Consider the following 14,366-nt stretch of genomic DNA (forward strand, 5'->3'; position numbering starts at 1 on the left):
CCGGCGCTGCCCAGGAGGGGACCCGACCGATGTTGTCGACAGGACTGCCGCAGGGCGCGGTGCCCAAGCTCGAACGGCCCGGCCCGCTGCGCGACCGCGTCTACGAGGCGCTGCTCGAACTCATCACCACCCGCGCCCTCCGGCCCGGCCAGCACCTCGTGGAGAGCGAGCTGGCGGGGCATCTGGGGGTCTCGCGGCAGCCCGTGCGCGAGGCGCTCCAGCGGCTCAACACCGAGGGCTGGGTGGACCTCAGGCCCGCCCAGGGCGCGTTCGTGCACGAGCCGACGGAGGAGGAGGCCGACCAACTCCTCACCGTCCGTACGCTGTTGGAGGCGGAGGCCGCTCGCCTCGCCGCCGCGCACGCGGACGAGGCCGGGATCACGGCCCTGGAGGAGATCCTGGCCCTCGGCATGCGCGCCGCGGAGGACGACGACATCGACGCGGCCGTCGCCCTCAACGCCCGTTTCCACGCCCGGGTCATGGAACTGGCGGGCAACGCGGTCCTCGCCGAACTCGCGGCCCAGGTCGACCGCCGGGTGCGCTGGTACTACACCCCCGTCGCCCGCCGGCGCGGCCGGCAGTCCTGGATCGAGCACCGCGACCTGATCGCCGCGATCGCCGACCACGACGAAGCGCGCGCGACCCGCCTCATGCGCGAACACACCGAACACACCCGCCGCTCGTACCACGACCGCGCCGAGGAGTAGCGCGCACGCCCGGGCCCTCCCCGGACCCGTACAGGCTGCTGGGGAGGGCTCCACGCGCGTGTGGGTGTTCCGTTCAGGTCAGGCCGTCTCCTCCCCGAGGGGCTGCGGGTTGGGGACCACCTTGCGGGGGTTCGGCCGGTCCGGGGCCCGCAGGAAGAGCGCCAGGACGGCGGAGGCCAGCCCGATGGAGCCCGCGATGACGAACGCCCCTTCGTAGTCCCAGGCGTTGACCACCACCGCGCCCATCCCGGAGCCCACCAGGCCCGAGATCAGCTTCGAGCTGTAGACCATGCCGTAGTTGGAGGCGTTGTTGTTCTCGCCGAAGTAGTCCGCGGTCATCGCCGCGAACAGCGGGAAGATCGCGCCGCCGCCGAACCCGGAGACCATGGAGCAGAACAGGAAGAACGGCATGCTGCCCATCTGCCCGGAGACCAGCACCCCGAACTGGGCGGTGCCCAGCACCACACAGACGATGATCAGCGTGTTGCGCCGGCCGTAGCGGTCGGAGATCCAGCCGATCACCCCGCGCCCGGTGCCGTTGACGATCGCCTTCAGGGACATCGCCGTGGCCACGATCCCGCCCGCGAACCCCATGTCCTTGCCGAACGGCACCTGGAAGGCGATGCCGAAGATGTTGATGCCGGCCGTGCACAGCAGACAGAACCACATCATCCACAGCACCGGCGTACGGGCGGCTTCCCTCGGGGTGTACTGCTTCACCGCCGGCGGGTTCTTCTCCAGCGCCCGGCGGATCTTCGGGTCGTCGGTCATCCGCAGCGGATCGACGTGCGCCGGCCACCAGTTCTTCGGCGGATCCTTGAAGAACCAGCCGGCGAACGCCACGACCGAGCAGCAGATCAGACCGACCAGCACCAGGACGCCCTGGTAGTTGCCCAGGTCCATGTACGAGGTGAACAGGAACACGAACGGCACGGAGCCATAGGCGAAACCGCCGTTGACCAGGCCGGTCTTGCCGCCCTTGCGCTCCGGGTACCACTTGCCGACCATGTTCACGCAGGTCGCGTAGACCAGGCCGGCGCCGATCCCGCTGAACATCCCGAAGCCGATATAGGCGACGATCACATGCGGCGCGAACGCCAGCGACAGATAGCCGCAGACCGTGCCGAGCGCGCCCAGCATCATCGCGTACCGCGCGGGGAGCCGGCCGCTCTCGCGGAGCTGCCCGGCGGGGAAGGCCACGGCCGCCTGGAAGAACACCCAGACGCCCATCAGCCAGAAGATGTGCCCGCTGTTCCACAGATGGGCCTCGTGCAGGGTGTCCTCGGCCGAGGTGAACGCGTACTCCGAGGAACTGATGCCGAGCATGCCCATCCAGGGGAAGAGCACCATGGTCCAGCGTGGCCGCCCCATGATGTCCCGGTCGGTCTCGCCGATCCGGTACACGCGGCCGTTGCGGTCCGTCACCTCCCGGCAGGGGAGGGACGTGGAGAAGTCGGTGGTCGTCATGTCTGTGCAGCACCCCTTGCGTCGAAAGTTCTGGCCAGCGCCCCCTGTCCAATGCCTTTCGTGCGCGCCCGGGTCCCGGGGCCGGCCGGCGCGCACCCGCCGGCCGGCCCCCTCTCGGTCACGTCATGAACCGCCCCCCAACCGCCCCGCCGCCCGCGCCCACCGGTACTTGGCGCCGAGCACGTCCACCGGCTGCTCGGTCGTGTACGGGTACGCCACGACGCCCCGCTCGTACAGGTGCCGGCACGCCTCCTCGACCTCGACGTCCCCGGCGAGGGAGGCCACCACCGGCTTGACGATCCCGCGCTCCCGGAACTCGGCGACCACCCGCGCGGTCAGCTCCGCGAACACCATCGGGGGAGTGACGATGGTGTGCCAGTAGCCGAGGACGAGCGCGTGGATCCGCGGGTCCTCCAGACCGAGCCGGATCGTCGCCTCGTACGTCGACGGCGGCTCGCCCCCGGTGATGTCGACCGGGTTGCCCGCCGCCCCGAAGGGCGGGATGAACTCCCGGAAGGCCGCGTCCAGATCGGGCGGGATCTCCATCAGCGTCAGGCCGTTGTCGGTCACCGCGTCCGACAGCAGCACCCCGCTGCCGCCCGCGCCGGTGATGATCACGACGTTGTCGCCCTGCGGGGTGGGCAGCACCGGCAACGCGCGCGCGTACTCCAGCATGTCGTTCAGTCCGGCGGCCCGGATGACACCCGCCTGGCGCAGGATGTCGTCGTACACCGCGTCGTCGCCCGCGAGCGCCCCGGTGTGCGAGCCCGCCGCCCTGGCGCCCGCCGCCGTCCGCCCCGCCTTGAGGACCACCACCGGCTTCTTCGGTACGGTCTCCCGGGCGGCCGCCACGAACGCGCGCCCGTCCTTGAGGTCCTCCAGGTGCATCGCGATGCACTGCGTGTGCGGGTCCTCGCCGAACCAGGTCAGCAGGTCGTCCTCGTCGAGGTCCGACTTGTTGCCGAGCCCCACGATCGCCGACACCCCGGTCTTCGTGGTGCGCGCGAACCCCAGGATCGCCATGCCGATGCCGCCCGACTGCGAGGTCAGCGCCACCGAGCCCTTCACGTCGTACGGCGTGCAGAACGTGGCGCACAGGTCCTGCCACGTCGAGTAGTAGCCGTAGATGTTCGGCCCGAGCAGCCGCACGCCGTACCGCTCGGCGACGGCGACGATCTCCGCCTGGAGTTCGTGCTCGCCGGTCTCCGCGAAACCGGAGGGGATGAGCACGGCGTTGGGGATCCCCTTGCGCCCCACCTCCTCCAGGGCCGCCGCCACGAACTTGGCGGGGATCGCGAAGACCGCCACATCCACCTCACCGGGAACGTCGGTGACACTCTTGTACGCCTTGCGGCCCTGGATGTCATCGGCCCGGGGGTTCACCGGATGGATGTCGCCGGCGAAGCCGCCGTCGATCAGATTGCGCATCACCGCATGGCCGATCTTGCCCCGCTCGTCGGACGCCCCGATCACGGCGACCGCCGAAGGCTGCATCAGCCGCCGCATCGACACGAGGATCTCCTCGCGGCTGTACGTCCGGCGCGGCGCCGGCTGCGACTCGGCGAGGATCACCCGGATGTCGGCGGCCACCGCGCCCTCCGGTGTCGCGATCACCGGGTTGAGGTCCACCTCGGCGATCTCCGGGAAGTCCGCGACCAGTTGGGACACCCGGCGGATCTGCTCGGCCAGCGCCCACCGGTCGACGGCGGGCCGGCCGCGCACCCCGCGCAGGATCTCCGCCGCCCGGATCGAGTCGAGCATGGACAGCGCCTCGTCGGCGTCCACGGGCGCCAGCCGGAAGGTGACGTCCCCCAGCACCTCGACCAGCACCCCGCCGAGCCCGAACGCCACCACCTTCCCGAACGTCGGATCGGTGACCGCCCCGACGATGACCTCCTGCCCCTCGGGCAGCAGCTCCTGGATCTGTACGCCCTCGATCCGCGCCGTCGCGTCGTAGGTCCGCGCGTTGGCCACGATCCGGTGGAACGCGGCCCGTACGTCCGCCGCGCCCTCCACACCCACGACGACCCCGCCGGCGTCGGTCTTGTGCAGGATGCCCGGCGACACGATCTTCATCACCACCGGCCCGCCGAACCGCGCCGCGTACGCCACGGCCTCCTCGACGTCGGCCGCCAACTCCTCACCCGGTACGGCGATCCCGTACGCGTCGGCGACCACCTTGCCCTCGGGCGCGGTGAGCGCGGTGCGTCCCGACGCCCGTACGGCGTCGAGCAGGGCCCGCACCCGGGCGGTCCGGTCCTCGGCCATCACGTCAGATCACCCCGTTCGACTTGAGCAGCCGCAGTTCCTCGTCACCGAGGCCGAGTTCACCGACGTAGACCTCCGCGTTGTGCTCGCCGAGCAGCGGTGCGGTGGTCACCTCGACGGGGGAGTCGGAGAGCTTCAGCGGGCTGCCCACGGTCAGGAACTCGCCGCGCTCCGGGTGCGGGACGCGCACCACCATCTCGTTGGCGGCCAGCGACGCGTCCTCGACGATCTCCTTGGTGGACAGGATCGGCCCGCACGGGATGCCGTGCGCGTTGAGCCGCTCCAGCACCTCCCACTTGGGCAGGGTCGAGGACCACTCCTCGATGAGCTGGAACATCTTGTTCAGCCGGGGCAGCCGGGCCCGCGGGGTGGCCCACTCGGGGTCGTCGGCCAGTTCAGGCCGGCCGATCAGCTCGCTGAGCGGCCGCCAGCCGACGGGCTGCACGATCACGTACACATAGTCGTTCGGGCCGCCCGGCGCGCACCTGACGGCCCAGCCGGGCTGGCCGCCGCCCGAGGCGTTCCCCGAGCGGGGCACCTCGTCGCCGAAGTCGTCGTTGGGGTACTCGGCGAGCGGGCCGTGCGCCAGGCGCTGCTGGTCGCGGAGTTTCACCCGGCACAGGTTGAGCACGGCGTGCTGCATGGCCACGTTGACCCGCTGGCCGCGCCCGGTGTGCTCGCGCTGGTACAGCGCCGCGAGGATGCCCGCCACGGCGTGCACCCCGGTGCCCGAGTCGCCGATCTGGGCGCCGGTCGCGAGCGGCGGCCCGTCCTCGAAGCCGGTGGTCGACATCGACCCGCCCATGGCCTGCGCGACGACCTCGTACGCCTTGAACCTGGTGTACGGGCCGTCGCCGAACCCCTTGATGGAGGCGTAGACGATCCGCGGGTTGATCTCCCGCACCCGCTCCCAGGTGAACCCCATGCGGTCGACGGCGCCGGGGCCGAAGTTCTCGACCAGCACGTCGGAGCGCCGGATCAGCTCGGTGAGGATCTCCTTGCCGCGCTCGGTCTTGGTGTTGAGGGTGATGCTGCGCTTGTTGCAGTTGAGCATCGTGAAGTACAGGGAGTCGACGTCCGGCAGGTCGCGGAGCTGGCCGCGCGTGATGTCGCCGGTCGGTGCCTCCAGTTTGACGACGTCCGCGCCGAGCCAGGCGAGCAACTGGGTCGCGGAGGGGCCGGACTGTACGTGGGTCATGTCGAGGACGCGGACGCCTTCGAGGGCCTTCGTGGGCACGGACTCACCTCACTTGTACATGGTCTGGTTCATCGTTCCGGGGGCGTACGCGTCCGGGTCGACCCAGACGTTGATCAGCGACGGCTTCCCGGACTCGCGGGCGCGGCGCAGCGCGGGGCCGATGTCGGCGGGGTCGCGGACCTCCTCGCCGTGACCGCCCAGCATCCGGGCGAACTCGTCGTAGCGGACGTCGCCGAGGGTGTTGCCGACCCGCTCGCGCTCGGGGCCGTACTTGGCGGCCTGGCCGTAACGGATCTGGTTCATCGAGGAGTTGTTGCCGACGATGCCCACGAACGGCAGGTCGTAGCGGACCAGCGTCTCGAAGTCCCAGCCGGTCAGGGAGAACGCGCCGTCGCCGAAGAGGGCGACGACCTCCTTGTCGGGCCGGGCCTGCTTGGCCGCGAGCACGAAGGGCACGCCGACGCCGAGGGTGCCCAGCGGGCCCGGATCCATCCAGTGGCCGGGGGACTTGGGCTGCACGACCTGGCCGGAGAAGGTGACGATGTCGCCGCCGTCGCCGATGTAGATCGAGTCCTCGGTGAGGAAGTCGTTGATCTCGCTGACCAGCCGGTAGGGGTGGATGGGGGAGGCGTCGGAGCGGAGCTGCGGCAACCTCTTGTCGAGCGCGGTCTGTTCGGCGGCGCGCAGCTCGTCCAGCCACTCCTTGCGCCGGGACGCGCCGCCGTTCACCCGCCCGGAGGCCGCCTCGGTCACCGACTTCAGCACCAGCCCGGCGTCCCCGACGATGCCGAGGTCGATGTCGCGGTTCTTGCCCACGGTGCGGTAGTCGAGGTCGATCTGCACGACGGTCGCGGCCGGGGAGAGGCGCTTGCCGTAGCCCATGCGGAAGTCGAAGGGGGTGCCGACGATCACGATGACGTCGGCGTGGGAGAAGGCGTAGCGCCGGGAGAGCTGGAAGTGGTGGGGGTCGCCGGGCGGCAGGGTGCCGCGCCCCGCGCCGTTCATGTAGGCGGGGATGTTCAGGGTGCGCACCAGCTCGACGGCCGCCTCGGTGCCGCGGGTCGTCCAGACCTGGCTGCCCAGCAGGATCGCGGGCTTCTCGGCGTGGGTGAGCAGGTCGGCGAGCTTCTCGATCGCCTCGGGGTCGCCGGCCGAGCGGGTGGAGGCGCGGTAGCCGCCGGGCCGGGGCACGCGCGCCTTCTCCACCGGCACTTTCGCGTCCAGGACGTCGCGCGGGATCTCCAGGAAGGAGGGTCCGGGCGCGCCGTGGTAGCACTCGCGGAACGCCATGGAGACCATGTCCGCGACCCGTGCCGTGTCCGGCACGGCCGCCGCGAACTTGGTGATCGGCGTCATCATGTCGACGTGCGGGAGGTCCTGGAGGGACCCCATCTTGTGCTGGGTGAGGGCGCCCTGACCGCCGATCAGCAGCATCGGGGACTCGGCGCGGAAGGCGTTGGCGACGCCGGTGACGGCGTCGGTGGTGCCGGGGCCGGCCGTGACGACCGCGCAGCCGGGCCTGCCGGTGATCCGGGCGTAGCCGTCGGCGGCGTGGGCGGCGACCTGTTCGTGGCGCACGTCGACGACTTCTATGCCCTCGTCGACGCAGCCGTCGTAGATGTCGATGATGTGGCCGCCGCACAGGGTGTAGATGCGGTCGACGCCCTCGGCCTTGAGGGCTCGGGCGACGAGATGACCACCGGAGATCGTGTCCCGGGCGGCGGGGGTCCGGTCGTGGGGGCGGTCGTCGGGCAGGTCGTCGGGCATGGCGAAGTCCCGTCCCTTCGTAGGGGGGTGGAAGGTCTCGCGGTACATTGCATACAGTCGACGAATACTGTATGAAGCTTGTTATCCCGCATCCGGTGGGTGGTGTCCAGGGGGCGTGCGGCACTTTCGGAAGGAGCCGGAATGGACCTGTACGAGCACCAGGCACGACAACTCTTCGACAGACACGGCATCGTGGTACCGAGGGCGGAGATCACCGACTCGCCCAAGGAGGCACGGGAGATCGCCCGCCGGCTGGGCGGCCGCGCGGTGGTGAAGGCGCAGGTGAAGACCGGCGGCCGGGGCAAGGCGGGCGGCGTCAAGTTCGCCGCCGACCCGGCCGCCGCCGAACTCACGGCCCGTCAGATCCTGGGCATGGACATCAAGGGCCACACGGTCGGCACGGTCATGCTGGCCGAACCCGTGGCCGTCGAGGCCGAGTTCTACGTCTCCTATGTACTGGACCGCGCCGGCGGACGCTTCCTCGCGATCGCCTCCGCCGAGGGCGGCATGGACATCGAGGAGGTCGCCGCCACCCGGCCCGAGGCCGTCGCCCGGGTGCCGGTCGACCCCGCCGAGGGCGTCACCGCGTCCAAGGCGGCCGAGATCGCCGAGGCCGCCGGGCTGCCGGCCCGCGCCGTCGACGTCCTGGTCCGCCTCTGGCAGGTCCTGGTCCGCGAGGACGCCCTGCTCGTCGAGGTCAACCCGCTCGTGCGCACCACCCGGGGTCAGATCCTCGCCCTCGACGGCAAGGTCACCCTCGACGACAACGCGGCCTTCCGGCAGGCCCGTTGGGGCTCCGAGACGGACGGGTACGGGGACCCGCTGGAGGCGGCCGCCGCCGCCAAGGGCCTCACCTACGTCCGCCTCGACGGCGAGGTCGGCATCATCGGCAACGGCGCGGGCCTGGTGATGTCCACCCTCGACGTGGTGGCCGGCTGCGGCGCCCGCCCGGCCAACTTCCTCGACATCGGCGGCGGTGCCTCCGCCCAGGTCATGGCCGACGGCCTCACGGTGATCCTCTCCGACCCCGCCGTACGGTCCGTCCTCGTCAACGTCTTCGGCGGCATCACCGCCTGCGACGCCGTCGCCGAGGGCATCGTGCGCGCCCTGGATACCGTACGGCTGACCCGACCGCTCGTCGTCCGGCTCGACGGCAACAACGCGGCCCGGGGGCGGGAGATCCTCGACGCCCGCCGCCATCCGCTGGTCGAGCAGGCCACCACCATGGACGGCGCCGCCCGGCGCGCCGCCGACCTCGCCACCGCAGCCTGAGGAGACCGCACACCATGGCCATCTACCTCACCCAGGAGAGCAGGGTCCTCGTCCAGGGCATGACCGGCGGCGAGGGCATGCGGCACACCCGGCGGATGCTGGCCGCCGGCACGGACGTCGTCGGCGGCGTCAATCCGCGCAAGGCGGGCCGCACCGTCGACTTCGGCGACCGCGCCGTGCCCGTCTTCGGCTCCGTCGCGGAGGGCATCGCGGCGACCGGCGCCGATGTCAGCGTCGTCTTCGTCCCGCCCGCCTTCGTCCGGGCCGCCGTGACCGAGGCGGCCGACGCCGGTATCGGCCTCGCCGTCGTCATCACCGAGGGCGTCCCGGTCCACGACTCGGTCGCCTTCACGGCGTACGCCGCGGCGCGCGGCACCCGGATCATCGGCCCCAACTGCCCCGGCCTGATCAGCCCCGGCCAGTCCAACGCGGGCATCATCCCGGCCGACATCACCAAGCCCGGCCGGATCGGCCTGGTCTCCAAGTCCGGCACCCTCACCTACCAACTCATGTACGAGCTGCGGGACATCGGGTTCTCCACCTGTGTCGGCATCGGCGGCGACCCGGTCGTCGGCACCAGCCACATCGACTGCCTCGCCGCCTTCGAGAGCGACCCCGACACCGAACTGATCGTCCTCATCGGCGAGATCGGCGGCGACGCCGAGGAGCGCGCCGCCGGGTACATCCGCGACCACGTCACCAAGCCCGTCGTCGGCTACATCGCCGGGTTCACCGCGCCCGAGGGCCGCACGATGGGCCACGCCGGCGCGATCGTGTCCGGCTCCTCGGGGACCGCGCGCGCCAAGAAGGAGGCGCTGGAGGCGGTGGGCGTCCGGGTCGGCGGCACCCCGACCGAGACGGCCCGCCTCGTCCTCGCCGCGCTGGAGGGGACGGCCTGACGCCTTCCCCTCCACCCCTGACCCCGTCTTTCTCTCGCCGTGCACCGAGAGCGGAGCATGCCCATGACCACCACCCTCACCCTCAAGTCCGGCACCTCCTGGGCCGACGCCTGGCGCCGCTGCCTCGCCGTCGCACCGGAGGCGTTCCGCGACGACCGTGTCCTCAACCTCTGGAACGCCGGCTGGCAGGCGGACGGCCGCCCGCTGCCCGCCACCAGCCCGGTCGACGGGAGCCCCGTCGCCGGACCGCCCCGGCTGGACGGGGCCACCGCGCACCGCGCCGTCCGCGCCGCCCTCGACCAGCACCGCGCCTGGCGGCACGTGCCGCTCGCCGAACGCCGGGCCCGGGTCGCCGCCACCCTCGACGCCCTCGCCGCCCACCGCGACCTGCTCGCCCTGCTGCTCGTCTGGGAGATCGGCAAGCCCTGGCGGGCGGCCCGGGCCGACGTCGACCGCGCCCTGGACGGCGTGCGCTGGTACGTCGACGGCATCGAGGCGATGACGGCCGGCCGGGCCCCGCTGGACGGGCCCGTCTCCAACATCGCGAGCTGGAACTACCCGATGAGCGTGCTCACGCACGCCCTGTTGGTGCAGGCCCTCGCCGGCAACGCGGTCATCGCCAAGACCCCCACCGACGGCGGCGTCGCCTGCCTCACCCTGGCCTGCGCCCTCGCCGCCCGCGAGGGCGTCCCGGTCACCCTCGTCAGCGGTAGCGGCGGCGAACTGTCCGAGGCGCTGGTGCGGGCGCCCGAGATCGGCTGCGTCTCCTTCGTCGGCGGCCGCGACACCGGCGCCGCCGTCGCCACCGCCGTCACCGGCCTCGGCACCCGGCACATCCTCGAACAGGAGGGACTCAACACCTGGGGCGTGTGGAACTACTCGGACTGGGACACCCTCGCGGCGACGATCCCGGGGCTCTTCGACTACGGCAAGCAACGCTGCACCGCCTACCCGCGCTTCGTCGTCCAGCGCGAGCTGTTCGACGCCTTCCTCGCCGCCTACCTCCCGGCCGTGCGCACCCTGACCCTCGGCCACCCGCTGGCCGTCGAACGGTGCACCGACCCCTACCCCCGGCTCGACTTCGGGCCGGTGATCAACGCGGCCAAGGCGAAGGAACTCCACGACCAGGTCGCCGAGGCCATCGACCGCGGCGCGGTCCCGCTGTACCGGGGCAGCCTCGCCGACGGCCGCTTCCTGCCCGGCCAGGACACCTCGGCGTACGTCCGGCCGGTCACCCTGCTCCATCCGCCGCCGTCCTCGCCGCTGCACCACGCGGAGCCGTTCGGCCCGGTCGACACGATCGTCCTGGTCGACACGGAGGCCGAGCTGCTGGCCGCGATGAACGCCTCCAACGGCGCCCTGGTCGCCACCCTGTCCACCGACGACCGGGCCACCTTCGACCGGCTGGCCCCGCACATCCGCGCCTTCAAGGTGGGGCACGGCCGGCCCCGCTCGCGCGGCGACCGCGACGAGCTGTTCGGCGGCTTCGGCGCGTCCTGGCGGGGCGCCTTCGTCGGCGGCGAACTGCTGGTGCGCGCCGTCACCCGGGGCCCGGCGGGGGAGCGGCTGCCCGGGAACTTCCCGGAGGACCGGCTGACGTCGTGACGTCCTGACGTGAAGTGAGCGAATGGTCACCCGTAGTCGTTCCGGCAGGCAGATACGCAGGTGAAACGCACTCCGAAACCTTGGTATTGTTGTCCATGTCGCCGCGGGGGAACCCGCGCGGCAGACACCTTGTCCGGGTGGCGGAATGGCAGACGCGCTAGCTTGAGGTGCTAGTGCCCTTTATCGGGCGTGGGGGTTCAAGTCCCCCCTCGGACACTCTCACTCTCTGTGTCGATCAATAATCGCTCGGTGAGTATTGATGATTCCAAGGCCCGCATCCGGCGTTCTCCGGATGCGGGTTCTGTCGTTCCCGGCGCCGGTACGGAGCAATTGCTCGGTTGTCGCCCCTTGCCGCCCGTTGCCGCCCGAAATTGCCGGAAGGCGGTTTATCGGTTGCCCTGCCGCCTGCTTCTGGGACGTTGTCCCGGATCTGCTCACCGCAGCCGCTGACGCATCGTCAAAGTTCACCATAGTCCGCATATTGACGGTCGGTGGCCCGTTCTTGTGGTGATACGATCACGCTCGCTTGTAGAGCGGGCGGATGGGTGCAAGACGACATCTCCGACTACGGGGACAGTCCGGGCGGCAACCCGGTGCGGGCGGTCCGCCGGTCCACCCGCATTTGACGGGAATTCAGCAACTGGCCGTCAGTCGCCTGAAGAGAGTCTTATGACTGATTACATACAGAACCCGGTACTCTGGGCTCTCCTCGTCGCCGTACTCGTCTCCGTCGCCCTCATAGTTCGCCAGCGCAGGGCGGCGCGGACGTTAAGGCAGGAGTTCGCAGATCTCCGGGCTCGGCACATCGAGCTGGAGAACGGGTACGCGAAATCCGTCGAGGCAGCCCAGGAAAGAGCCGACGAGGCTACGAAAACGGTCCTGAAGTCCGCGATGCGGACACTCCAGGGCCTCGCCGCGGAACAGCAGTTGATCGTTTCCCGGCTCCAGAACAAATACGGCGAGTCGGTGATCCTCCAGGACCTTCTGGAGATCGACCACACCAACTCCCAGTTCGGTCGCCGCGCCCAGTCCATCGCCGTGCTCTGCGACGGCTGGCTGGGACGTCAGCGCGATGTCGCATCGGTCTACGACGTGGTGCGCAGCGCCCAGGGAAGAGTCCGCCACTACCGGCGGGTGGAAATTCTCTCGCAGGTGGACTTCGGTATCACCAGCCGTGCCGTGGAACCCGTGGCGCTGGCCCTCGCGGAACTGCTCGACAACGCCACGAGTTATTCCAGCCCCGATACTGTTGTCGAAATCAACATTCGTACCGTGCCCAAGGGAATCTGTATCGTCGTCGACGACGCGGGTGTCGGTATGAACGACGAGGAGCGGGCCCGCGCCGAAAGACTGCTGACCAGCGACCGCGTCTCCGGCGTCTCCGCGCTCGGCAATCCGCCGCAGTTCGGCTTCGCGGTGATCGGCGTCCTCAGCGAACGCTTCGGCTTCGAGGTGTCCGTGGACTCCAGCTCCCCCTACGGAGGTGTCCGCGCCGTCCTGCTCCTGCCCCACGACCTGCTCACCAGCGCTCCCGAGCAGAAGGAGCCGGCCCCGGTCGTCCCCGCCGCCGCCCCCCAGGCCCGAGGCGGTGGACCCGAGGCCGCGGTGCCCATGACCACCTCCGACGGCCTGCCGAAACGCCGCCGCAAGCGGCCCATGGCGATCGTGCCGGGCACGCCCTCGGCGGGCCCCGCGACCGCCGGCCGCTCCGGTGCGGAGACGGCCGCCATCATGGGCGCCTTCCAGCGCGGCACCCGGTCGGGCCGGGCCGTCCAGCCGGAGCCGGAACAGTCGAGCAGCACCCGTGGTACGAGCAGCGAAGGGCATGAGTTCTCGTGAACGACGACCTGTCATGGATGCTTGACAGCGCCCTGGAGATTCCCGGGGCCCTGCACGCCGTCCTGATCTCCGCCGACGGCCTGCTGATGGCACGGACCCAGGACTTCGGCAAGGACGACGCGGACCGGGTGGCCGCGGCGATGAGCGGCGTGCAGTCGCTCAGCCGCTCGCTCGCCTTCTTCTGCGAGGACGGCAGCCAGAAATGGCGCCAGACGCTCGTCGAGTTCGACGGCGGCTGGGTCTTCCTGATATCCGCCGGCGAGGGCGCCTACCTCGGCGTCTCGGCGTCGCCGGAGGTCGACATGCAGGACATCACCTTCCGCATGCAGCAGCTCGTCGGCCAGCTCGGCAAGGCGCTGACCACGCCGCCGCGCGAGAACCTCGGCGCCCGGTCATGACGGGATTCGGCGAACTGGAGTCACAGACACCGGAGTTAGTGCGTCCGTACGTCATCACCAAGGGCCGCGGACTGCCCGACGAGGAGCAGCTCTCCCTCATCACGCTGGTCACGGCCGCCGCCGACCATCAGCAGCGGCCCACCCGGCTGTCCCCCGAGGAACAGAGCCTGCTCGACCTGTGCGCGGCCGGCTACCTCTCGGTCGCCGAGATCGCGGGGCACACCCAACTGCCCCTCGGTGTCGTGAAGATCCTCCTCGCCGCCCTGACCGAGGGCGGCTACCTCGTCACCCGCCCGCCCGTCCAGCGGGCCCCGCTCGCCGACAGGGAGATCCTGGAGGAGGTGCTGAATGGTCTCAGGGCCAAGTTTGGATGAGCACGACTACGTCCGTGAGGGCGCGACCCAGACGGCGGTCAAGATCCTCGTGGTCGGCCACTTCGCGGTGGGCAAGACCACGTTCATCGGCGCGATCTCCGAGATCCAGCCGCTGACCACCGAGGAGACGATGACCCGGGCCGCCGAGTCCGTCGACGACCTCAAGGGAGTCCAGGGCAAGACCACCACCACGGTCGCCATGGACTTCGGCCGGCTGACGATCAGCGACCGCGTCGTGCTCTACCTGTTCGGAACGCCGGGCCAGCAGCGCTTCGTACAGATGTGGGAGGACATGGCACGCGGCGCGCTCGGCGCGCTCGTGCTGGTCGACCCCGAACGACTCGCGGACTCCTTCGCCGTGATCGATCTGATCGAGCAGTACGGACTCGACTACGCCATCGCCGTCAACCACTTCGACGGCTCGCCGCTGCGCGACGAGATGGCCCTGCGCGAGGCACTGGACCTGCTCGACGACACCCCCGTCGTCACCTGCGACGCACGCGACGAGCGGTCCTCGGCCGAAGCGCTGATCACCCTCGTCCGTCACCTGCAGGACCGCGCACACTAGGAGC

At 70.8% G+C, this 14,366-nt stretch carries 12 protein-coding genes and 1 tRNA gene; 9 read left to right on the top strand and 4 right to left on the bottom strand.

All coding sequences use genetic code 11. From position 1 onward, the window contains the following. Window positions 1-29: 29 nt before the first annotated feature. Window positions 30-707 (top strand): GntR family transcriptional regulator, encoded by a 678-nt coding sequence (locus AFM16_RS31535; protein WP_078635846.1) that lies wholly within the window; start codon window positions 30-32, stop codon window positions 705-707. Between the two features lie 78 nt (window positions 708-785). On the opposite strand, the gene AFM16_RS31540 is transcribed toward AFM16_RS31535, so the two are convergent. The 4 genes from AFM16_RS31540 to AFM16_RS31555 all read right to left on the bottom strand — a co-directional run bounded on the left by AFM16_RS31540 (window position 786) and on the right by AFM16_RS31555 (window position 7,407). Further along, complete coding sequence (locus AFM16_RS31540; RefSeq protein ID WP_078635848.1) at window positions 786-2,174, bottom strand: OFA family MFS transporter; 1,389 nt, start codon at window positions 2,172-2,174, stop codon at window positions 786-788. A 123-nt stretch (window positions 2,175-2,297) separates the two neighbouring features. Further along, window positions 2,298-4,442: an acetate--CoA ligase family protein gene (locus AFM16_RS31545; protein WP_078637151.1), complete on the bottom strand. Its 2,145-nt coding sequence runs from the start codon at window positions 4,440-4,442 to the stop codon at window positions 2,298-2,300. Window positions 4,443-4,446: 4 nt separating this feature from the next. Beyond that, the gene (frc, locus tag AFM16_RS31550; protein ID WP_078635850.1) at window positions 4,447-5,679 is read right to left on the bottom strand and encodes a formyl-CoA transferase; all 1,233 of its coding nucleotides are present in this window, start codon (window positions 5,677-5,679) and stop codon (window positions 4,447-4,449) included. 9 nt (window positions 5,680-5,688) lie between these two features. Beyond that, on the bottom strand, window positions 5,689-7,407 hold the full coding sequence (locus tag AFM16_RS31555; RefSeq protein ID WP_051780617.1) for a thiamine pyrophosphate-binding protein: 1,719 nt from the start codon (window positions 7,405-7,407) through the stop codon (window positions 5,689-5,691). A gap of 141 nt (window positions 7,408-7,548) precedes the next feature. Between AFM16_RS31555 and sucC the strand changes: the two genes are divergently transcribed. From sucC to AFM16_RS31595, 8 genes are all read left to right on the top strand, one after another. Continuing rightward, window positions 7,549-8,679, top strand: a complete 1,131-nt coding sequence (sucC, locus tag AFM16_RS31560) for an ADP-forming succinate--CoA ligase subunit beta (RefSeq protein WP_078635852.1) — start codon at window positions 7,549-7,551, stop codon at window positions 8,677-8,679. A gap of 14 nt (window positions 8,680-8,693) precedes the next feature. Then, entirely contained in the window at window positions 8,694-9,578 is an 885-nt protein-coding gene (gene sucD, locus AFM16_RS31565; protein WP_030789320.1) for a succinate--CoA ligase subunit alpha, read from the top strand. Between the two features lie 63 nt (window positions 9,579-9,641). Further along, window positions 9,642-11,183, top strand: a complete 1,542-nt coding sequence (locus AFM16_RS31570) for an aldehyde dehydrogenase family protein (protein WP_078635854.1) — start codon at window positions 9,642-9,644, stop codon at window positions 11,181-11,183. A gap of 131 nt (window positions 11,184-11,314) precedes the next feature. Then, window positions 11,315-11,399 (top strand) — tRNA-Leu (locus AFM16_RS31575). 453 nt (window positions 11,400-11,852) lie between these two features. Next, window positions 11,853-13,022 (top strand): ATP-binding protein, encoded by a 1,170-nt coding sequence (locus tag AFM16_RS31580; RefSeq protein ID WP_030789324.1) that lies wholly within the window; start codon window positions 11,853-11,855, stop codon window positions 13,020-13,022. Continuing rightward, entirely contained in the window at window positions 13,019-13,420 is a 402-nt protein-coding gene (locus AFM16_RS31585) for a roadblock/LC7 domain-containing protein (protein ID WP_030789326.1), read from the top strand. The genes AFM16_RS31580 and AFM16_RS31585 overlap by 4 nt, the downstream gene beginning before the upstream one ends. After that, window positions 13,417-13,794, top strand: a complete 378-nt coding sequence (locus tag AFM16_RS31590) for a DUF742 domain-containing protein (protein WP_030789328.1) — start codon at window positions 13,417-13,419, stop codon at window positions 13,792-13,794. Before AFM16_RS31585 ends, AFM16_RS31590 begins: the two co-directional genes overlap by 4 nt. Continuing rightward, the gene (locus tag AFM16_RS31595; protein WP_030789330.1) at window positions 13,769-14,362 is read left to right on the top strand and encodes a GTP-binding protein; all 594 of its coding nucleotides are present in this window, start codon (window positions 13,769-13,771) and stop codon (window positions 14,360-14,362) included. The genes AFM16_RS31590 and AFM16_RS31595 overlap by 26 nt, the downstream gene beginning before the upstream one ends. Window positions 14,363-14,366 lie beyond the last annotated feature (4 nt).

It is taken from the genome of Streptomyces antibioticus (assembly GCF_002019855.1).
In the GTDB taxonomy this organism is placed as follows: Bacteria; Actinomycetota; Actinomycetes; order Streptomycetales; family Streptomycetaceae; genus Streptomyces; species Streptomyces antibioticus_B.